The sequence below is a fragment of the Arcobacter denitrificans (SeqCode) genome (genome assembly GCF_048571185.1).
GTDB lineage: Bacteria > Campylobacterota > Campylobacteria > Campylobacterales > Arcobacteraceae > Arcobacter > Arcobacter denitrificans.
Genome location: NZ_CP182350.1, coordinates 1207243 through 1228758, shown reverse-complemented (window position 1 = coordinate 1228758; position 21516 = coordinate 1207243). Strand labels below are relative to the sequence as shown.

Annotated in this window: 21 protein-coding genes, 2 tRNA genes and 1 rRNA gene; 14 read left to right on the top strand and 10 right to left on the bottom strand. The window is 31.4% G+C overall.

Annotated features, from left to right (window positions below):
- The first annotated feature begins 23 nt into the window (after positions 1–23).
- From ACNI28_RS06110 to ACNI28_RS06080, 7 genes are all read left to right on the top strand, one after another.
- Positions 24–1745: a glutamate synthase-related protein gene (locus ACNI28_RS06110; protein WP_419766329.1), complete on the top strand. Its 1722-nt coding sequence runs from the start codon at positions 24–26 to the stop codon at positions 1743–1745.
- Positions 1746–1988: 243 nt separating this feature from the next.
- A complete protein-coding gene (gene gabT, locus ACNI28_RS06105) occupies positions 1989–3269 on the top strand; it encodes a 4-aminobutyrate--2-oxoglutarate transaminase (RefSeq protein ID WP_419766328.1) in 1281 nt (426 codons plus the stop codon).
- A 124-nt stretch (positions 3270–3393) separates the two neighbouring features.
- Positions 3394–4419, top strand: a complete 1026-nt coding sequence (gene dctP / locus ACNI28_RS06100; RefSeq protein ID WP_419766327.1) for a TRAP transporter substrate-binding protein DctP — start codon at positions 3394–3396, stop codon at positions 4417–4419.
- A 25-nt stretch (positions 4420–4444) separates the two neighbouring features.
- The gene (locus ACNI28_RS06095) at positions 4445–4987 is read left to right on the top strand and encodes a TRAP transporter small permease subunit (protein ID WP_419766326.1); all 543 of its coding nucleotides are present in this window, start codon (positions 4445–4447) and stop codon (positions 4985–4987) included.
- Complete coding sequence (locus tag ACNI28_RS06090) at positions 4977–6299, top strand: TRAP transporter large permease (protein ID WP_419766325.1); 1323 nt, start codon at positions 4977–4979, stop codon at positions 6297–6299. The genes ACNI28_RS06095 and ACNI28_RS06090 overlap by 11 nt, the downstream gene beginning before the upstream one ends.
- Positions 6300–6310: 11 nt before the next feature.
- Positions 6311–6742: a universal stress protein gene (locus ACNI28_RS06085; protein WP_419766324.1), complete on the top strand. Its 432-nt coding sequence runs from the start codon at positions 6311–6313 to the stop codon at positions 6740–6742.
- Positions 6743–6758: 16 nt separating this feature from the next.
- The gene (locus ACNI28_RS06080) at positions 6759–8153 is read left to right on the top strand and encodes an aldehyde dehydrogenase family protein (RefSeq protein WP_419766323.1); all 1395 of its coding nucleotides are present in this window, start codon (positions 6759–6761) and stop codon (positions 8151–8153) included.
- A 69-nt stretch (positions 8154–8222) separates the two neighbouring features.
- On the opposite strand, the gene ACNI28_RS06075 is transcribed toward ACNI28_RS06080, so the two are convergent.
- Both ACNI28_RS06075 and ACNI28_RS06070 read right to left on the bottom strand, forming a co-directional pair.
- Positions 8223–9392, bottom strand: coding sequence for a YbfB/YjiJ family MFS transporter (locus ACNI28_RS06075; protein ID WP_419766322.1), 1170 nt, complete (start codon positions 9390–9392; stop codon positions 8223–8225).
- The gene (locus tag ACNI28_RS06070) at positions 9392–9784 is read right to left on the bottom strand and encodes a hypothetical protein (RefSeq protein WP_419766321.1); all 393 of its coding nucleotides are present in this window, start codon (positions 9782–9784) and stop codon (positions 9392–9394) included. Before ACNI28_RS06070 ends, ACNI28_RS06075 begins: the two co-directional genes overlap by 1 nt.
- 107 nt (positions 9785–9891) lie before the next feature.
- Here ACNI28_RS06070 and ACNI28_RS06065 point away from each other — a divergent pair, with 107 nt between their 5' ends.
- The 3 genes from ACNI28_RS06065 to ACNI28_RS06055 are packed head-to-tail and all read left to right on the top strand — an operon-like array spanning position 9892 to position 11461.
- Entirely contained in the window at positions 9892–10263 is a 372-nt protein-coding gene (locus ACNI28_RS06065) for a hypothetical protein (RefSeq protein WP_419766320.1), read from the top strand.
- A gap of 36 nt (positions 10264–10299) precedes the next feature.
- Positions 10300–10716 carry a YchJ family protein gene (locus ACNI28_RS06060; protein WP_419766319.1) on the top strand — a complete coding sequence of 139 codons (417 nt, stop codon included), beginning with the start codon at positions 10300–10302 and terminating at the stop codon, positions 10714–10716.
- Positions 10717–10723: 7 nt separating this feature from the next.
- Entirely contained in the window at positions 10724–11461 is a 738-nt protein-coding gene (locus ACNI28_RS06055; protein WP_419766318.1) for a YaaA family protein, read from the top strand.
- A gap of 5 nt (positions 11462–11466) precedes the next feature.
- Here ACNI28_RS06055 and ACNI28_RS06050 read toward each other — a convergent pair whose 3' ends face one another.
- The 6 genes from ACNI28_RS06050 to secG all read right to left on the bottom strand — a co-directional run bounded on the left by ACNI28_RS06050 (position 11467) and on the right by secG (position 17364).
- Entirely contained in the window at positions 11467–14007 is a 2541-nt protein-coding gene (locus ACNI28_RS06050; protein WP_419766317.1) for a putative bifunctional diguanylate cyclase/phosphodiesterase, read from the bottom strand.
- Between the two features lie 65 nt (positions 14008–14072).
- Positions 14073–15161: an MFS transporter gene (locus ACNI28_RS06045; protein WP_419766316.1), complete on the bottom strand. Its 1089-nt coding sequence runs from the start codon at positions 15159–15161 to the stop codon at positions 14073–14075.
- The gene (locus ACNI28_RS06040) at positions 15162–15647 is read right to left on the bottom strand and encodes an RDD family protein (RefSeq protein ID WP_419766315.1); all 486 of its coding nucleotides are present in this window, start codon (positions 15645–15647) and stop codon (positions 15162–15164) included.
- A gap of 6 nt (positions 15648–15653) precedes the next feature.
- A complete protein-coding gene (gene pyrE, locus ACNI28_RS06035; protein WP_419766314.1) occupies positions 15654–16262 on the bottom strand; it encodes an orotate phosphoribosyltransferase in 609 nt (202 codons plus the stop codon).
- A gap of 2 nt (positions 16263–16264) precedes the next feature.
- Positions 16265–16822, bottom strand: a complete 558-nt coding sequence (gene frr, locus ACNI28_RS06030) for a ribosome recycling factor (protein WP_419766313.1) — start codon at positions 16820–16822, stop codon at positions 16265–16267.
- A gap of 188 nt (positions 16823–17010) precedes the next feature.
- Positions 17011–17364 carry a preprotein translocase subunit SecG gene (secG, locus tag ACNI28_RS06025; protein WP_419766312.1) on the bottom strand — a complete coding sequence of 118 codons (354 nt, stop codon included), beginning with the start codon at positions 17362–17364 and terminating at the stop codon, positions 17011–17013.
- A 70-nt stretch (positions 17365–17434) separates the two neighbouring features.
- Here secG and ACNI28_RS06020 point away from each other — a divergent pair, with 70 nt between their 5' ends.
- Entirely contained in the window at positions 17435–18127 is a 693-nt protein-coding gene (locus ACNI28_RS06020; RefSeq protein ID WP_419766311.1) for a methyltransferase, read from the top strand.
- Here the strand turns inward: ACNI28_RS06020 and ACNI28_RS06015 are convergent.
- Both ACNI28_RS06015 and ACNI28_RS06010 read right to left on the bottom strand, forming a co-directional pair.
- Positions 18079–18486 (bottom strand): thiamine-phosphate pyrophosphorylase, encoded by a 408-nt coding sequence (locus ACNI28_RS06015; RefSeq protein WP_419766310.1) that lies wholly within the window; start codon positions 18484–18486, stop codon positions 18079–18081. The genes ACNI28_RS06020 and ACNI28_RS06015 overlap by 49 nt on opposite strands.
- A 39-nt stretch (positions 18487–18525) precedes the next feature.
- Positions 18526–19221, bottom strand: coding sequence for a Bax inhibitor-1/YccA family protein (locus ACNI28_RS06010; RefSeq protein ID WP_419766309.1), 696 nt, complete (start codon positions 19219–19221; stop codon positions 18526–18528).
- A 460-nt stretch (positions 19222–19681) separates the two neighbouring features.
- Between ACNI28_RS06010 and ACNI28_RS06005 the strand changes: the two genes are divergently transcribed.
- The 3 genes from ACNI28_RS06005 (at position 19682) to ACNI28_RS05995 (ending at position 21488) form a co-directional block, all read left to right on the top strand.
- Positions 19682–21198: ribosomal RNA gene (locus ACNI28_RS06005) — 16S ribosomal RNA — on the top strand.
- A 108-nt stretch (positions 21199–21306) separates the two neighbouring features.
- Positions 21307–21383, top strand: a tRNA-Ile gene (locus ACNI28_RS06000).
- A gap of 29 nt (positions 21384–21412) precedes the next feature.
- A tRNA-Ala gene (locus ACNI28_RS05995) sits at positions 21413–21488 on the top strand.
- Positions 21489–21516 lie beyond the last annotated feature (28 nt).

Here is a 21516-nt window from a genome sequence, read left to right as displayed (position 1 = left end):
CTGAATAATTATAGGACTTACAAATGCAGACATGGTTTATTATTTTATTAGTTTTAACTGCGAGTATATTTATGTGGTATATTCATGATAAATATGTGCAAAGAAAACATCAAATTTTGGTGAATTATCCGATTATTGGAAGACTTAGATTTGTTTTTCAAGAATTTAGAGAACCTTTTAGACAATATTTTGGTGATGAAAAATTTTATGAGTCAATGGATAAATTGGATTGGGTTTATAATGCATCAAGAGATAAAGTTAACTATGCCTCTTTTTCACCATCACAGCCTTTACCAAAACCAAAACTTATGTTAAAGCATACTAATATTGTATTGAACGATGATGAAATTGAAAATGATTTTTCAGTTACTTTTGGTGAAAAAAGAAAAAATCCTTTTATCTCAAGTTCTATGATAGGACGTGGACCTATGAGTGATGGATCTATCTCTCCTGAAGGTACTCGTGCTTTTGTATATGGTGCAAAAGAGGGAAATTTTCCTATCAACTCTGGTGAAGGTGGATTAACTTCAAACTTTTTTGTAACTCATAGTAATTATGATACAAAATATATGAAAGAAGTTAGAGGAAGTGCCTTTCAAGAAAAAATTTTTAAATTGTCAAAAATACTATTTAATGTTCCTGTAGCAATAGATTTTTATAGAAAAACTATCTTTAAAAAAGATTTAGAAGCTGATACTTACGTATTCAATATAGAAAAAGATTGTTTTTATCGTCCTAATTGGGATGCTCCTCTTGAGTATTTTCCTAAAACAGTTCCAGATGATATATCTGACATTATTTTACAAATTAGTTCAGGATTATATGGGGTTAGAACAAAAGATGGAAAGTTTGACATTGTACGTTATAAAAAACAGATGACTTTTTGTCGTATGACAGAAATAAAAATTGCTCAAGGTGCAAAACAAACAGGTGGAAAACTGATTGCTGAAAAAGTAACACCTTCTATTGCTTATTATAGAAATATAGAAGCAAATAAAGATGCTTTCTCTCCTAATAGATTTCCATATGCAAATTCAAATGAAGAACTGTTTGATTTCATAGGAGAGTTACAAGAAGCATCAGGGAAACCAGTTGGAATAAAAATTGTTATATCTGATTATGATAATATTGTGCCAATAGCAAAAGAGATAAAAAGAAGAGTTGAACTAAACTTACCTTATCCAGACTATATATCTATAGATGGAGGAAGTGGAGGAAGTGCTACTGCTCCATTAGATATGATGGAAAGAATTGGTATGGATATTAGAGATGCTATATATTTAGTAGATAAAGTTCTAAAAGAATATGGAGTAAGAGATAAAGTAAAAATTTCTGCAAGTGGAAAGATACTTACTCCTGATGATGTAGTAATTACACTTTGTCTTGGAGCTGATTTTATTCAAATTGCACGAGGATTTATGATGAGTGCTGGATGTATTAGAGCTAGATATTGTTCTGGAGCAGGAAATCATCAGTGTCCAGTGGGATTGGCAACTCAAGATATTAAAAAAAGAAAACACTATTTTGTAAAAAAACATTCAGATTACATAAAAAATTATCATAATAATATTTTAAAAAGTATGAAGAGTTTATTGGCTGTTATGGGTTTAAAAAATGTAAATGAGTTGGATAAAGAGAAATTAATATTTTTAGATAAAGACTCAATTATTCATGATGATATTGAAAGTGTATTCGAAAGAAGAGTTTTTAATAAAGGTTCTATTGTTACTAAACAAGATAGTTAAAAATAAATAGATAATATTTATTTTTAATATCTTTCTCTTTAGGAGCCTTTTTAGGGCTCTATCTAATCTATTTCTATCTTTTATTGACTTATTTTTTAATTGTCACAAAAAAACTTTCTTCTTTTTAACCCTTTATAATATATATAAAACACATAAAATTTATCCATAATGATACTATTTGAATACGCTCTTCAGTAATAATTAATTCAATCAAATAATTAAATATAGAAGAGGGTCTAAATAATGAACAATAAAGAACTACAAGAACGAAAAGCAAAAGTGTTTGCAAGAGGACAAGGAAACGCTTACCCAGTTTTTGTTAAAGAAGCAAAAAATGCTGAATTATGGGATGTTGAAGGTAGAAGATTTATTGATTTTGGAACAGGAATAGCTGTATGTAATACTGGGCATAGTCATCCAAAAATCATAAAAGCAGTAACAGCACAAATTGAAAATTTTTCTCACACTTGTGTAATGGTTAACCCATATGAAGTTGCAGTTGAATTAGCAGAAAAGTTAACAAAACTTGCACCTGGTGATAGTGAAAAAAAAGCAATTTTTGTAACAACTGGTGCAGAAGCTGTTGAAAACTGTGTAAAAATAGCCAAAGCTCATACTGGTAGACGAGGTGTTATTGCATTTAATGGTTCTTTTCATGGTAGAACAAACTTAACTATGGGACTTACAGGAAAAATTGCTCCATATAAAAAATCATTTGGACCTTTTCCTGGTGATATATATCATGTTCCCTTTCCTGCATCAACTTATGATGCAACAATTGATGATTCATTAAAAGCAATTAAAAACTTATTTAAAGTTGATATTGAACCAAATGATGTAGCTGCAATTATTGTTGAACCTGTTCAAGGTGAAGGTGGATTTTATTCAACTCCAACAAAACTTTTACAAGAGTTAAGAAAAATATGTGATGAGCATGGAATTGTATTGATTTTTGATGAAATTCAATCAGGTTTTGGAAGAACTGGAAAAATGTTCAATGCAGAATATTCAGGTGTTGAAGCTGATTTAATGACTATGGCAAAAGGTATTGCTGGTGGATATCCATTAGCTGCAGTTGTAGGAAAATCTCAAATTATGGATGCTCCAATTCCTGGAGGACTAGGTGGAACATATGGTGGTTCACCCGTTGCTTGTGCTGCTGGATTAGCAGTATTAGAGATTATGGAAGAAGAAGATTTACTTAATCGTTCAGTTCAAATTGGTGATTTATTTAATGCAAGATTAACTGCATTACAATCAAAATTTCCAGATTTAATTGGTGAAGTAAGAAATAAAGGTGCCATGATAGCAATGGAATTAACACTTGATGGTGATTTACAAAAACCAAATACTGACTTAACAAAAGCAGTTATTTCAAAAGCAGAAGAGTTTGGACTAATCCTATTATCTTGTGGTTTTAATAGCAATGTTATTAGATTCTTACCAGCATTAACAATTAGTGATGAACTAGCTAATGAAGGTCTAGATAAATTCGAAGAATTATTCACAAGTTTAGTTGGATAATTAAAATTTAAATCATGTAATGAGGGAGGTGTATTTAAAAAAGAATGGGTATGTACTATTAACTCTTAGATGATTGACTTAGTCAAAGTCTAATTAAAAAAATAAAATAAAAAAAAGGAAAATAATGTTTAGTTTAAATAAAATTAAAAAAAGCATAGTGTCAACATCAGTTGTGGCATTATTAGGAATTATGGGATTAGTTGATACAGCTACAGCTGCAGATCACAATTGGAGATTTGGAAACCTTTATGGTAGAGGAACTGCATTTGGTGAATTATATCAAAACCTTGGAAAAGGAATTGAAGAAAAAACTGGTGGTAAAGTTAAAGTTCAAGTATTATTCTCAGGTGAGGGTGTTGGAACTTCAGGATTATTAGGTGCTGCAAAATCAGGTTTAATTACTATGGCTGCTCCATTTCAATCAATGCATGCAGGTGAATTACCAGCAGGTGTAGTTGAAATTGGTTTACCAGGTGGTACAGATGATACTGATAAATTATATAAACTTTTCCATGATCAAGGTTTTGGTGATGTTCTTAAAAAAGCATATGGTTCTCAAGGACTTGTATGGTTAGAGCCATATATCCAACCAGCTGTTTATATTATTACTAAAAAACCTATCAAATCAGTTGCAGACTTCCAAGGACTTAAAATTAGAGCTCCTGGTGCATATGGTAAATTCTTAAGAAACTTAGGTGCTTCTCCTGTATCTTTAGCATGGTCTGAAATTTACACAAGTTTAGCAACAGGTGTTATTGATGGTTCTATTGGTTCAAATATGATTGACCACAGAGATGGAAATCACGTAGAAGTTGCAAAATATATGTATAGATTACCACTAGCTGGTGCACAAGTTTTACCAATCGTTGTTAATAGATCAGCTTGGAAGAAACTAACTCCTGAGTTACAAGAAGCTGTTTATTCTGCAACTCAAGATCATGCAAAAGCTCAATTAGTAAACTCAAAAAAATGGGAAAAAGAAGCTCTTGATCAAATGATTGCAAAAGGCTTAAAGTGGTCTCCTGCTCCATCTGAAGCTGATAAAGCTGCATGGGCAAAAGCTGGTGCTGGACTATGGGATGAGTATTCTGCTAAAGATAAATATAGTAAACAATTAGTTGATATTCTTAGAAAAACACAAACAAAATAGGTAAATTTTAAAACAGGAGTTAATCATGTTTAAAAAAGGTTTAAAATTATTTTGTTCAGTAGTTGACAAAATTGTTATGTATTTAGGTAAGGGGGCATCATTCTTGATGCCAGTCCTTGCCTTTATTGTTGTGTTCGAGGTTGTTGCTCGATATATATTTGATGCCCCAACAATTTGGGCATATGATTTATCTCTATTTCTATTTGGATATATAGCTGCATTAGGTGGAGCTTATGCTCAACAAAAAAGAGCTCATATTAATGTTGATATTCTTTATTTAACTGTTTCTCCAAAAGTTAAAGATATTTTTAATCTTATTTCTTATTCTCTTGGAATCTATTTTCTAATTATTATTTTTTATGTAAGTGTTGGTAAATATGAAGAAGCTATTGAGTTTGATTATCAAAGACAAAGTGAATGGGCACCTGTAATGTGGCACTTTTGGGTTATGTTATGTATTGCTAGTTCAGTTTTCACAATACAATTAGTAAGAGATATGATAACAAATCTTTATCACTTAGTTACAGGTGAAGATTTATTTGAGAAGGAGACAGAAGATGGGTGTTGAATTACTTACCGTTATTTTATTATTTTGTATTTTAATTTTTTTCGCCATAGGTGCTCCAGTTGGATTAGCCCTAGGTGGAATTGCCATGTTAGTTGGCTATTTCACGTGGGGAGATGGGATTTTTAATGTAATTCCAACTACTGTTGAATCAACGTACTTTAGTTTTATATTACTTGCAATTCCACTATATATATACATGGGACAACTTTTAACTCATTCAGGTATTGGTGATGCAATGTTTAGTGCTAGTCAAATGATTATTGGTAAAATTCGTGGTTCTTTAGCCATCAGTGTAGTTTTTATCTGTTCTATGATTGGAGCAATGGTAGGTATTATTGGTGCTGGTATTATGAGTTCAGGAAGTATTGCTCTTAGACCAATGTTGGAAGCAGGTTATGATCGTAAACTAGCCCTTGGTACTATTATGGCTGGAGGTGCCCTTGGTATCTTGATTCCACCAAGTATTCCAATGATTATGTTTGCTGCTTCAACTCAAAATTCAGTTGGACGAATGTTTTTAGGTGCAATGGTTCCCGCTTTAGTTACTATTTTATTATTAATTACATATATTATAATTAGTACAAAATTGAAACCAGAAAAAGCTCCATTGTTAAGTGAGAATTTAGATTTACCTGAATTAACTGGTAAAGAAAAAATCAGAATAGCAAGAGATGGCTTTTTTGCGATTGGATTAATTTTTGTTGTTCTTGGAAGTATTATTTCAGGTATTGCAACACCAACTGAATCAGGAGCTCTAGGAGTTGCAGGAGCTCTTTTGCTAGCTATATTCTTTAAACGATTTAAGTTAGATATGTTTAGAGCTGTAGGTATGCAAACTGCTATATTAGTAAGTGTTGCTATGTGGATTATTTTAGGTGCTTCAGTATTTAGTAACTTTCATTTACTTATGGGTATTCAAGGTATGATTGCTGATTTTACTCATGGATTAGATTTACCACCTATTATGATTATTATAATGTTTCAGATTATAATGTTGTTTTTAGGATTTATCATTGATGAGTTTATAATCGTATTAATGTGTGCACCACTATTTACTCCAATTGCTGTTTCATTGGGGTATGATCCAATATGGTTTGGAGTATTGATGATTATCAATATTTTAATTGCGGTACAAACCCCACCTTATGGCTTTGCACTGTTTTATTTAAAAGGTATTGCACCTTCAGATGTTGGCATGGGAGAGATATATAAATCAGTAACTCCTTTTATTTTGGTAAATTTTGTAGTTCTTGTAATTTGTATGCTTTTTCCAGAACTTGTTCTGTGGTTACCTGATAAAGTTATGGGATAAAGGAGAAAATAATGTTTAAAAATATATTAGTGCCTATTCATTTGGCATATAAAAAGAATCATACAAAACTATTTAAAGGTGCTTTTGAAGTACTTGATGACGATGGAAAGATCACTTTGTTGTATGTTAATTCAAATCGTACACATGGATCAGTATATCCTATTCTTGAAGATCAAAATCAAGTGGATTATGATAAAAGTGCATTGGATGCTATAAAAGAAATTGCAATAAAACACTCATTACCTATGGATAAGGTATCTTTTAAAATAAAAGATGGCTCTGCACATAATGAGATTTTGGAAGAGTCAAAAAAAATAGATGCAGATGCTATTGTAATGATGGCAACTAGACCAGGCTTGGGTAGTTATTTTATTAGTAGCACAGCAGAACGAGTTATTCGTCATGCTGCTTGCTCAGTATTTGTTATGCGTTTAGATAAATAATAAAAAGGAGAGTAGAATGAGTAAAACAATAGAAGTAACATCACCGTTTGATAGTAAAGTAGTAGGAAGTGTACCATTTAGTACAGTAGAAGAAGTAGAAGCTGCGATAGAGTTAGCAAGCAATACATTTTTAGACCAAAGTAAAGTATTACCAACATATAAAAGAGTTGAGATATTAGAAAAAGTTGTAGAAATAATGTCATCTCAAGTAGATGAATTAACAAAACTTTGTGCTAGCGAAGGTGGTAAACCTTGGATGGATTCTCAAGTAGAAGTGAATAGAGCAATCAATGGTGTAAAACTAGCAATTGAAGCTCTAGGAGCAAGAGAAGGTAAACAAATAGCTATGGGACATACAGCTTCTAGTGCAAATAGAATGGCTTATACATTCAAAGAACCTATCGGTGTTGTTGCTGCTATTTCAGCATTTAATCATCCTCTAAACCTAGCAATTCATCAAGTAATTCCTGCAATTGCAGTTGGTTGTTCAGTAGTAATTAAACCAGCAACTCAAACTCCAATGTCAGCTATTAGATTAGTTGAGATTTTAGAAGAGGCTGGTCTTCCAGCTGGTTGGGCACAAGCTGTAGTTTGTGATAGAAAAGGTGGAGAGTTACTTGCAACTAGCCCTAAAGTAAATGCATTAACTTTCATTGGTTCTGGTGCTGTTGGTTGGTACCTAAACTCTAAAGTTGCAAATGGAACAAGAGTTGCCCTAGAACATGGTGGAGTTGCACCAGTAATCGTAGAAGCAGATGCTGATATCGATGACTTAATTCCATCAATTGGAAAAGGTGGTTTCTACCATGCTGGTCAAGTTTGTGTTTCTGTACAAAGAGTGTTTGTTCATGAATCAATCGTTGATGAAGTAGCTTCTAAACTTTCTGATTATGCATCTAAATTAGTTGTAGGTGATCAATTAGACCCTAAAACTGAAGTTGGACCACTTATTAACCATAATGAAGTTAATAGAGTTGAAGAGTGGGTAAATGAAGCAGTAACTAAAGGTGGAAAAATACTAGTTGGTGGAAAAAGAATTTCTGATTCTTGTTATGAACCAACTGTAATTGTAAACCCAGCAGATGATGCTTTAGTTTCAACTAAAGAAGTGTTTGGACCAGTAGTTTGTGTTTATTCTTACTCAGATATAGAAGAAGCATTTAATAGAGCAAATGCTTTAGAAGTATCTTTCCAAGCAGCAGTGTTTACTAAAAATGTAGATACAGCATTAAAAGCAGTAAAAAGATTAAATGGAACAGCAGTAATGGTAAATGACCATACAGCATTTAGAGTAGACTGGATGCCATTTGGAGGAGCAAAAGCTTCTGGACTTGGATTAGGTGGAATTCACCATTCAATGGAAGAGTGTTCAAATGAGAAATTAATGGTTATCAAATCTCCTGTATTATAATTATTTAAAATATTCTAATTAAAAAAAAGGGGAGAAGCCTAGTTGCTTCACCCCTTTTTTTATCTTCTATTAAATAGAGATCTTTTTATATGAAAAAATTATAGATAATAAAAAGCCTAAAAAACTCAATAAAAATGTAACAAGGAAAACAAAATCATAAGAGTTGAAGCTATCATAAATATATCCAGCACCAAGGGGTCCAATGATTTGTCCAATAGCAAAAATAAGAGTAACTAAAGAAAATACTTGAGCAGTTTTATTTAGTCCAAAGAACTCTGTACAAAGCATGGCAATCATTGTAGGAACACTCCAAACAGATATGGCAAAAAAGAATACAGAGATAAATAGTACAAAGCTAGGTGTATCAAATATAAGTATAAAGATAGAAAAAGCTTGAAAGGCAAATACTAGAATTAAAGTTTTAAAGGTACCATACTTATCTGCAATTGCTCCAAATATAAAAGCCCCAAATATACAAATAAAACCAAATGTTGACCAAAATATACCAGAAACCTGTGAACTAAGACTCCACTTTTCAATTGAGGCACTAACAAAAAAAGTAACATACACAACATAAGTTATACCAAATAAAAAGTATAAAGAGGCAATCTCCCAAAACTTTTTGCTATTTTTATATTCATAAAATTTACTATTGGATTTTATACTATTATCAACATCGTAAGTAAGCAAGTGCTTGATTATAAAAGATACTACTATTATAATACAAGAGAAGATAATCCAAGATACTCTCCAAGAGTTTGCTTGATAAAATTGTTCCAAAAAGGGAACTAAAAATCCTGAGAATATTATAGCAACACCATTGCCACTAACTGCTATACCTAGTGCTTTACCTCGTATATTTTTAGGAACGGCATGGGAAATATAAACCATAATAGCAATATTTGAAATAGCAGCTAAAAAACCAGAAGAAAAATATAAAAATGATATGAATAAATAGTTATCAAAAAGGCTCATAAGTATCATGCTAAAACCTTGAATTAAAAGCATTTTCGAAATTAAAGATGAAGTTTTAAATTTTGAATAAAATTTACTAGAAAAGATTATTCCTATAAAGTATCCAGCAAAGTTTGCACTACCAATAAAGCCAATAAGTGTTGTTGAGATATTTAAATCTATTTGCATATTTGGCAAAACCATGCCAAAAGCAAATCTTCCAAACCCTAAACACGAAAGTAAAATTAAAAATGATGCCAAAAAGAGTTTGGAAAAGGATTTCATTAAATGTTGATTTTCCTAAGAAGGTTAATAAAGTTTTTATAGTGGATTGTTTTAACATATAAGTATATGTAAGTAACAACTAGAATATTTATGTGAATCATAGCTTCTTCAACTTTAAAAAATATAAAGAATATACCAGCAATTAATATAAAAGCAGGGTACATTAACTTATTAAACCCTTGTTGTTTAGCCTGTAATATTTCGTATTCTGTTATACTAGATGAAATAAAATCTTTATCTTCAGGAGTAAGCTTTTTATCCTCTTCTAACTTATATAAGCCCTCAATAACTGCAATTTTTTTCTTATAATTTATAAAATTAACAATTATTAAACCAATAACAATAATTGATAGTATATTAGAAACAACTTCTAATGGTAAGTTCTCAAACATTTTTCTCCTTCTTTTTTATAATAATACATTAAACATTATAAAGATAACTAAAAATATAGTGCTGTATTAAATATATTTTTTGTATAATAGTTTTTTAAAGGATTTATTTGAATACTACATATATAACACTTGGCGTTGTTCTACTTTTGATTTGCATTGTTTTGTATTATGTTTTTTTTATGGCAAAAGAGGATTTTTATAAATATACTAAAGATAATCTCTATACTGTCCCTTGGCAATGGGAATGGAAGAAAAAAGATATTATAAATTTAGAGTGTCATTGTCCTACGTGTAATGAAGTTTTAGTTTATGAAAATGATTACCTATTACATAAAACATATTTTTTATGCCCATCTTGTGATTCTCAAAAAGCAGTAATTGGTGGTGGGGATAGTAAATATGCTTTTGGTATTGTAAGAAGAGAGATTAATCGTAAAATTAGAACAAAAGAGTACAAAGAATTAATACCTAAAGTATAAGTATTAATATATTAAATTTAAAATCAGGAGCTAAATATGGCTTATAATGAACATTCATCTTGTCCATGTGGAAGTAAAAAGAGTTATATAAATTGTTGTAAAGTTTTTCATAGTGGAAAAAATCCAGAAACAGCCTTAGAATTGATGAAGTCAAGATTTACGGCTTTTGTTGTAGGCAATATAGATTATATAATTAATACTACTCATGAGGATAATATAGAGTATTCAAGTGATAAGAGTAAATGGAGAGATGATATTGAAGATGTTGTAAATTCAACAGATTTTAATACCTTAGAAATTATAGAGTTTATTGATGGAGAAGAAGAATCTTATGTTACGTTTAGATTAGGTCTTAAACAAAAAGGTCTAGATGTATCTTTTACTGAAAAAAGTAAGTTTTTAAAAATAGATGGAAAATGGCTATATAGAAGTGGCGAATTTTTAGACGATTAGGATAATTTTGAAAATATTATTAGCTCCAGCAGAGACAAAAAATGAAGGTGGAAATGAAAAAGCATTTTCAAAAGAGAACTTTTTTTTACAGAAAAACTTTTCTTTTAGAAAAGAAGTTTTTGATTCTTATGAAAAGTATGTGCAATCCTTATCTTTAGAAGAGTTATCCTCATGGTTTGGAATAAAAAGAATAGATGATGTAAAGAAGTATCAAGAGAGCTTAAAAAATAAAGCTTCAATGAAAGCAATACAAAGATATAACGGTGTTGCCTTTGATGCTTTAGATTATAATAGTTTAAATTCAAGTGAACAAAACTACATAGATGATAATGTAATTTTATTTTCTAATCTTTTTGGTCCAATTAAAGCTAATGATAAAATCCCCGACTATAAATATAAACAGGGTGCAAAACTTCCCAATATGAGTGTAGAAAAGTTCTATAAAGATAACTTTACTGATGACTTAGATGAATATATTGGTGATGAGATTATTGATTTAAGAGCGGGTTTCTACGAGAAGTTTTATACTCCTAAAAATGCAACAGTTATAATGCTAAAATTTTTAAAAGATGGTAAGGTTGTATCCCATTGGGCAAAACATTACAGAGGTATGGTTTTAAATACCTTAACTAAAAAAAATGTTCAATCAATAACAGAGTTTATGAATACTCAAATTCCAGGACTAAGGTTAGTTGAAATACAAGAAAAAAAAGATATTAGACTTTTGATTATGGATATAGTGTAGAATAACTATGAAGTTAATTCTGCATTAGGCTTTCCAAGGTGATACCCTTGAACATAATCAATATCAATCTCTCTTAAAAATACTAAGATCTCTTCACTCTCTACAAACTCTGCAATAGTTTTAACTTTTAGTTCTTTTGCTAAAGCTACAATTGATTTTACAAAGGCTAAATCTTTTTTATCTTTGTGAATATTTACAATAAAATCACCATCAATTTTTATATAATCAATAGGGAATTTTTTGATGTAATGAAAAGATGAAAAACCTGAGCCAAAATCATCTATGGCAAAACTAAAACCTTCTAATTTCAGATTTTGTACAAACTTTTCTAGTAAAGAGAAACTTTTTACAGTCTCTCTTTCTGTTATTTCAAATACAATTTTATCTCTATCTATATTGTATGTATAAGCTAGTTTAACTATTTTATTTATAAATTCACTGATTATTAAAGCTTTAGGTGAAAGGTTTATAAATAGAAGACCTTTATAGTTTGTCTCTTTGATTTTTACAAAAGCTTTTTCTATAACCATATAATCCATTTTGTGGACAATACCTAATGTCTCTGCTGTTTCTATAAATTTGCCAGCTGGTAAGTATGAATTATCTATTTCTATTCTCATAAGAAGTTCATTTATTTCACATTTGTTTGTTTTTACATTTACAATTGGTTGGAAGTGAGGATGAATATTTTTATCTTTAATTGCATTTAACACAAGCATGGATTTATCTTCTACATCTTTATGAATCTCTTCTAGTTCATCTTCACTTGGAAATTTAATTGAGTTTTTACCCATTGTTTTGGCTTCATACATCATGGCATCTGCTATATTAAATAGCTCAACAGAGTCTTCTGAGTGCTCTGGAAATATTGCCATTCCTATTGAGATAGTCATACTACATTTTGTTCCATCAGGAGCAATTAGTTCTAGTGCAGCAACGCTATCTAATATTCTTTTAGCAACAGTATATGTCTCTTTTTCATCACTCTCTGGAAGAACTATAGTAAACTCATCTCCTCCATATCTTGAAAGAATATCCTCATCTCTTTTTGCATCAGAAAGTGTATTTGCAAGTGCTATAAGGAACTCATCTCCAAAACTATGTCCATGGGTATCATTTATTGGTTTAAAGTTATCACAATCAATAACCAATAATCCAAAATGATAATCATGTCTTTTAGCTCTTTTAATTTCATACTCTAATAAATCTCTAAATACCCTTTGTGTAAATAGTGAAGTCAATGGATCTCTAGTAGCATAAAACTCTAAGTTTTCAGTATATTTATTTATGGCTTTTATTGAACCAACAAGATTTAATAGAGTTGTTAGAATTGAATCAATTACTATTGAATGAATAGAGTCTTTTTCCATCTCCGACTGGATTCCCAATCCTACAATTCCACCGATTTTTGGAGTATCTAAAAGAATTGATTTTGCTTCGTGGACTATATCATGTATTGCTAAGTTTGTTAGACAGAAGTTCTCATTTGTATAGTTATGGCTTATCGTATAATCTAAGATATCTAAATTATGATGGGATTTAATCATATTTAAGGCTACATTATCAATATGTTTTACAACATCTTCATTAGGTTTGCCTAGCCAGAAAATCTCTATCTCATAAAACTCATCATTTGTTTTAAATATTGTTATTAAACAATGTACTGGAAGTACCACATTTATCTCATGTAAGAGGTCTTTAATATACTCTTTCCAATCTCTAATTACATCAGAAGTAATAATCATCTTATCTAGTAATTTAACTTCAAATTCCAGTATATCTTTATCTACAGCAATATTTTTTAGCTTGTTACTTAAATCATTTAAGCCTAACATTACTTGGTCAAACTCTTTAAAACTATTTTTAGTATTTGATATATTTAGTTTTTTAAAATCTTTTACAGTATTGATATTTTCAATCTTATTTTTAAAATTTAATATGGATAGATTGATTTTTTTCAATAAATTTCCAGAGATAAGAAAAGCACAAATAATCATAAATGGCAATATTATTAAAGAAAATAAAAAGTATTTAGAATGTGTCTCTTCTATCATATAACTAAAGTCATACTCTACTTTTATAGCACCTAGTACATCTTCTACTTGTGAATTTGTATGACATGAGAGACATTCTTGTTTTGCAAGAATAGGAGTGATTATTTTGATTTTATTATCTTTTGAGAATGAAGACTTTTCTTTACTATCAAAGACATATTGTACATCTTTTGTAATCTTTGATTGATTTATTTTACCAAAAACTTCTTCTACTTTTGTAGAACGATATATATCAACTTTATACGAAGACTCTTCAAAAGAACTTTTAATATTTTCTATAAATTCATTTAATTCTTCTCTTGTCCAGCCTTTTCTCATGACTTGGTACATTGAATTAAATATTTGATTTGATAAAGATTGAGATATTTTTTCATTTTCTTTAATGGCTAAATTAGTATGAATAGTGGAAGAAAAGAAATAAAATATAAGGAAAAGAACTACACTAATTGCTAGGATTGATACCCTAAAATAATTTTTAAGAGTTTTAAACATAGGGCTTGTCCTTTTTTAATAATATATTATTAAGTAGAAATGATATCATAACTATAATAAAATAACTATTTTGTACTATCTTCTTTCATAATAGTTACAAAGAGTAAAGAGGTTAAGGCAAAAAGAGCTGAATATAAAAATAGATTTTCCCCATAAAGCCAGCCTGCAACTAATGCTCCAACAAAGCCTCCAAGACCATAGGCAACTCCATACATAAATTGTTGAGCTAGTTTTTTGTTTTCATAAATTTTGTATAGATATATTATGACTGCACTATGATATAGTCCAAAAGAGAAAGCATGAATTGATTGGGCAAAGAAAGTTATATATAAATTATCAGGGAAAAGATAGAGTAAAAGCCATCTAATCGCAGTGACAAAAATAGAGATTTTGATTATGCCTAATAGGTTGTTTTTAAAAAATGGTGCTTGAAAATAGAACATTGCAATTTCACAAATAACACCAAAAGACCAAAGATATGAGGTCATTTCTAGCGTTATGCCATTTTCTGTTTCATAAATAGTAAAGAAGTTATAAAATCCTCCAAAACTCATTTGCATGAAAAATAGACTTAGCCAAAAGGGCCAATACTCTAATACGGAGAAGGGTTTTGAACTAATAGTATCTTCATGTGGCACATCATGTTTTAAAAGAAGAAGTGAAAAAATAACTATTAAAATTGTTACACACAAATAATAGTGTAGTGCAATTTGTGGTTCTGATAGAAATTTTGCTAATACTAAAGCAATAAACATAAAACCAATTGAGCCATATAGTCGAGACTTTCCATATCTATCTTTTCCTAACTCTTTTAATGCTATAACTTCAATATAGGGCAATATTAGGCTTAAACAGATTCCTAAAAGTGCATTATTTAATGTAAAGGCATAAAAGTTATCTAATGTAAAATAAAATCCAATTGCCGAAAGTATAGATAAGAGAAGTGAGGATTTAAAAATAGTTGCATTAAGTTTGATATGTTTTAAAAATAAAAAAGGGGTTGCAAATCTCATTAGAGGAGCTAGGGCAAAAACTATACCTATTTGTGAAGGTGTATATCCTATATCATGCAAAACTTTTGGCATAAATATGATGTATACAGCAACAGCTGCAAAATAAAAAAAATAAAATGCAGATAAATTAAAAAAAAGCATCTATTTAGTTGATGTTTTAATTACAAGGGTATTGGATACTAGGTCTTGAAAAGTTTTTTTATCTTTTCTAAAAAATGGTAAAAATGCAAGTACAATAGTCATAGCACTAAATAAAAAAGAAAGATATCTCAAAATAGCTTTGCCAAAAGAGATTTTTTCTTTAGTTTTTGCATCTATTAGTTTTAAATTATAAGCTTTTAATCCTGGCGTTTGACCTTTTACTACCCAAAAAGTAATAATTATCAAACCATAAATAATAGATAGACTCCATCTAGCTTCTTCATTTCCTTGAAAGTCATCTTTCCCATTCATAAAAACATAAGTTGTAAGATAAGCTAAAGGCATCATTATCATAAACATATCAACAATAAATGCCTTTATTCTTGCAGGAATAGAGGTACAGACATCAGATTTTAATTCATCACTTTTAAAATCATTAGCTGGTATTTCTTTTTTACCACCTTTAATATCTCTCCATCTACTCATTTTGGATTAGTTTCCTCTACTTCCAGGTTTATAAGCTATTGAACCCTCTTTACACATTGGACAATCCTCAGGAGAGTACATTTCAAATGTAAAATCATCCAATGCAAAAAGTGGTTTATCAAGTGGCAACTTACAATTATCTTTTGGCTCTAATTCACTTCCAACTCTTGAGCAAAATCCTCTGTTAGCTAAGGCTGCATATGCAACTATTTCTCCACCATCTTTTTCAATTTGTTTTGCAGCTTCAAGGGCACTTCCACCAGTAGTAATAATATCTTCACAGATAATATATTTTTCCCCACGAGTAACTTCAAAACCTCTTCTTATGCTCATCTCACCTTCAACACGTTCTGCAAAGATAAATCTTACATCAAGGGCAGTTGCTAGTGCAAAACCAGCAATCAATCCGCCAAGAGCAGGTGAACAAACAGCATCAACTTTTAATCCAGACTCTTTTATCTGTTTTGCTAACTCTTCTGCTAATAATTTAGCAGTTTTAGGATCTTCTAAAACTTTTGCAGATTGTAGGTAATATTGTGAGTGATTGCCTGAGCTTAATTTAAAGTGTCCTTCTAATAAGGCATTTGCATCTTTATATATTTGTTCTACTACCATGATTACACTTTTAAGATTTCAGTTTCTTTTGCTTTGAAAGTATCATCTGCTTTTGTTACATAAGAATCTGTAATTTTTTGAATCTCTTCTTGTGCTTTTTTATTCTCATCATCAGTTATCTCTTTATCTTTATGCAGAACTTTAACTTTGTCATTTGAGTGTTTTCTGATATTTCTAATTGCAACTTTTGCATTATCAGTCATACCTTTTGCTTGTTTTGCAGCTTCACCTCTTTGTTCAACAGTCATTGGTGGAAAAAATAGTTTAACTACTTCACCATCATTATTTGGATTAACTCCAATATTAGCATTTTGAATTGCTTTTTCAATATCACCAACTAAGTGTTTTTCCCATGGATTAATAACAATTGTTGTTGCATCTGGTGCTAAGACAGAACCCACTTGTGTTAATTCTGTAGGTGTTCCATAGTAGTCGATTTTAATACCATCTAAAATTGCAGTGCTAACTTTACCCGTTCTTAGTGTTTTGTAGTCTCTTTTTAATGCATCTATTGCATTATCCATTTTCTCTTTTGTTTCTGAATAAATCTCATTTAACATTCTCTCTCCTTTGATGTATTATAAAAATTTGGCTAATTATACCATTTATTGTTTATTATATTAAATTAATTGAATCTGTAGTAATAACCGTTCTTCTTTTGTATCTAAAAGAACAGTTAATACCTTGGTTATTAAAAGAAGAAATAGCAAGTTGAAATTTTCTTTTCACTTTTGCTACTTCAAATCAACTACTTAGTAGTTGGTACAGCAGGCGCAGTTGGAAGAGCTGGAGTAGGAGCTACTGGCGCTGGGTTTGCTTCAGGAGTTGTTGGGATTAGACTCTCTGTTTTTACACTGTCAACTGCACTTTTTTGTCTATTTTCATTGTAAAGATATCCTAAAAATAGAGTATTTAATACAAAAACTAATCCTAAAAGCATAGTTGCTTTTGATAAAAAGTTACCAGGACCTTTTGCTCCAAATAAAGAGTCATTGCTTCCGCTGTAAGCACCTAGTCCCATGCTTGAACTTTTTTGAAGTAAGATAGAAATTGTTAATAGTACTGCTAAAATAAATTGAACTACTAAAAGTGTTGATGTCATAATTTTATTCCTTTGAAAAAATGGTAGGTATTTTATCCAAAATTTATTAAAAAAAAGTTAAGATTCGCTTATGTCCGTAAAAAACGAATTTTCAAAATATGCAAATCAATACAATTCTTTCAATATTATACAGCAAATTGTAGCAAAATCTATCATTAGAGATATTAAAGATGAGCCAAAACGAATTTTAGAATTAGGTTGTGGTTCTGGACAGATTATAAAACATATCTCTTGGGAATATGATTATTATAAAGCTATTGATTTCTCTAAAAGTATGTGTGAGCTTCACCCAAAAGCAAAAAACTTAGATGTTAAGTGCTTTGACTTTGATACTAAACCTTTTATAGAAAATATAAAAAATGATAATTATGATGTGGTAATATCTTCTTCTGCCTTGCAGTGGTCTAAAGATTTAAGTAAAATTGTAAAAACAATAAGTTCAATCTCTCCTAGAATTTTTGCAGGATTATTTACATCTAATACTTTTAAAACAATTCAAAATATTACAAACAGCAAATCTCCAATTTTAGATGAAGAGTCTATTAAAGAGGCCTTTTCAAAATATTGTGATTGTGAATTTGAAACTATAAAGTATAACTTGGAGTTTGATAGTAAGAAAAAACTTTTTGATTATATAAAAAAGTCTGGTGTTAGTGGTGGAAAAGCACTCTCTTTTAAAGATGCTAAAAAGTTATATAAAGAGTACGATTTAAATTATTTAGAGTTTGAAGTTATTTTTATCAAAGCTTTTTCTAAATCATAAAGTTCATATCTAATATATTTAAATATTTCACTGTTATTATTTGATTGTAGTTTACATACCTCTTCAAGTACTCTAGAACTCTCTTGAGCTCTTTTAAAGTTTGCGATTAATATAGAGTTTAAATCTTCTCTATTTTGTTCTGAGCTAGTTGATTTTTTTAACACATCATTTTTAATATCTCTAGAATCTAAAAGTTTATCATAGATATCTATTCTTGATTTATGTCTTAACTCTTTTAGTTTTGATGCTATTTCTTTATTATTGTAAACATATCTAAATATATCTTCTACAACTCTAATACCTTCTCTAAGTCGGTTTAAATTTGCATCAATGAGTCTAAGTTCGTTGTGATTGTTCATGGGTGTTAAGAAACTTAACTCCAAATGGAGTTAAGCTTTTTAGTCATCGCTGTTCATAATACCAAGGATTTGTAACAGTGATATAAAGAGGTTAAAGAAGTCCAAGTATAAAGCAATTGCTGCTTCAATTGGAGTTGAAAACCCACCTTTTATAATTTGCTGTGTATCATAAAGAATGAACGCAGAAAACAATACAGCACCAACCATTGCAATTCCAAGTTGTAATAATGGAGCTTGAATGAATATATTAGAAATAGATCCTACTACTAATATAATAAGGGCAATAAACAACATTTTACCCATACCAGAGAAATCTCTTTTAGTAGTAAGAGCAAACATCGAAATTCCACCAAAAGCAACTGAAGTCATTAAAAATGCTTGAGCTACTATTGAAGCACCTGCTGGCATTGCAAATACAGATGCCAATAATGGAGTAATTGTTAAACCACTTACAAAAGTAAATGCAAATAATACTGCAAGGTTAATTCCTGGCTTATTTTTAACTGCAAATAAACCAAATAGCAGTATAAATTCGAATATTACTAGTCCCCAATACCAACTTGCAATTGCTGAAACCATATCTAATCCGATATAAGCTCCTGCAGTTGCTGCAAGTAGTGAACCTGCAAATAGTTGATATGTTGCTTTTAAAAAGCTCATTAATTCAGCTTGAGATGACTCGTTTGTATATTGTTGCGTTGTATCTTTATGAGATAAATAATCTCTTTTGTACATTATATATTCCTTTGTATGTATTTATATATACTGTGTAATTCTAATATGTAAAGCTTAATAATATCTTTAAATCTAATAATTAAATCAAATATCTAAATAAATACTATTAATAAAAAGAATATATATAGAGATTACATATATATTATGTAACAAAAAGAAGAATAACAAGAACTTTCCAAATTTAAGCAAAGGTTAAAGAAAACCGCTTGACAAAGCTAAAAAAACCTATTATAATTCCCGTCCAATTTGAGTGACAAACGTCACGAAGAGTTGATGTTCTTTAACAAACTACGGTTAAAAAGATAAGTAACTTTTATAAACCGAATATGATATAAAACAAGAGAATTTATACAATTCTCGTCTATTAAAAAAACAATGAGTAATGTCAGTAAACAATTGCAATTAACTTTTTCGGAAGTTAGATAAAAGAGTTAGACACTAGTCATGATTAAACTAAACATTTATGGAGAGTTTGATCCTGGCTCAGAGTGAACGCTGGCGGCGTGCTTAACACATGCAAGTCGAACGAGAACGGATTAAAGCTTGCTTTAATTGTCAGCTAAGTGGCGCACGGGTGAGTAATATATAGGTAACGTGCCCTAGAGAGGGGGATAACAGTTGGAAACGACTGCTAACACCCCATATGCCTTTATCACATAAGTGAGCAAGGGAAATATTTATAGCTCTAGGATCGGCCTGTACGGTATCAGTTAGTTGGTGAGGTAATGGCTCACCAAGACAATGACACCTAACTGGTTTGAGAGGATGATCAGTCACACTGGAACTGAGACACGGTCCAGACTCCTACGGGAGGCAGCAGTGGGGAATATTGCACAATGGGGGAAACCCTGATGCAGCAACGCCGCGTGGAGGATGACACATTTCGGTGCGTAAACTCCTTTTATATAGGAAGATAATGACGGTACTATATGAATAAGCACCGGCTAACTCCGTGCCAGCAGCCGCGGTAATACGGAGGGTGCAAGCGTTACTCGGAATTACTGGGCGTAAAGAGCGTGTAGGCGGATAGATAAGTTGGAAGTGAAATCCTATGGCTCAACCATAGAACTGCTTCCAAAACTGTCTATCTAGAATGTGGGAGAGGTAGATGGAATTTCTGGTGTAGGGGTAAAATCCGTAGATATTAGAAGGAATACCGATTGCGAAGGCGATCTACTGGAACACTATTGACGCTGAGACGCGAAAGCGTGGGGAGCAAACAGGATTAGATACCCTGGTAGTCCACGCCCTAAACGATGTACACTAGTTGTTGTGAGGCTAGACCTTGCAGTAATGCAGTTAACACATTAAGTGTACCGCCTGGGGAGTACGGTCGCAAGATTAAAACTCAAAGGAATAGACGGGGACCCGCACAAGCGGTGGAGCATGTGGTTTAATTCGACGATACGCGAAGAACCTTACCTGGTCTTGACATAGAAAGAACTTACTAGAGATAGTTTGGTGCCTGCTTGCAGGAGCTTTCATACAGGTGCTGCACGGCTGTCGTCAGCTCGTGTCGTGAGATGTTGGGTTAAGTCCCGCAACGAGCGCAACCCTCGTCGTTAGTTGCTAACAGTTCGGCTGAGAACTCTAACGAGACTGCCTACGCAAGTAGGAGGAAGGTGAGGACGACGTCAAGTCATCATGGCCCTTACGACCAGGGCTACACACGTGCTACAATGGGGTATACAAAGAGCAGCAATACAGTGATGTGGAGCGAATCTCAAAAATGCCTCCCAGTTCGGATAGTAGTCTGCAACTCGACTACTTGAAGTTGGAATCGCTAGTAATCGTAGATCAGCTATGCTACGGTGAATACGTTCCCGGGTCTTGTACTCACCGCCCGTCACACCATGGGAGTTGAATTCATTCGAAGCGGGGATGCTAAAATAGCTACCTTCCACAGTGGATTTAGCGACTGGGGTGAAGTCGTAACAAGGTAACCGTAGGAGAACCTGCGGTTGGATCACCTCCTTTCAGAGTAATGAGATTAGATTCGTTTCTAATCTCAAGAAATAAATAATGGGTATATATCCAATATCATATTCGGTTTATAAAGGTTATTTGTAATAATAGGTGAAGAATGGGCCTATAGCTCAGCTGGCTAGAGCGCTCGACTGATAATCGTGAGGTCCCAGGTTCAAGTCCTGGTAGGCCCACCATGAAGATAATCTTTGTGTTAAGATTTGTTGGGGAATTAGCTCAGCTGGGAGAGCGCCTGCCTTGCACGCAGGAGGTCAGCGGTTCGATCCCGCTATTCTCCACCATCATCTAAACGTAGAATGAAAAAAAGTA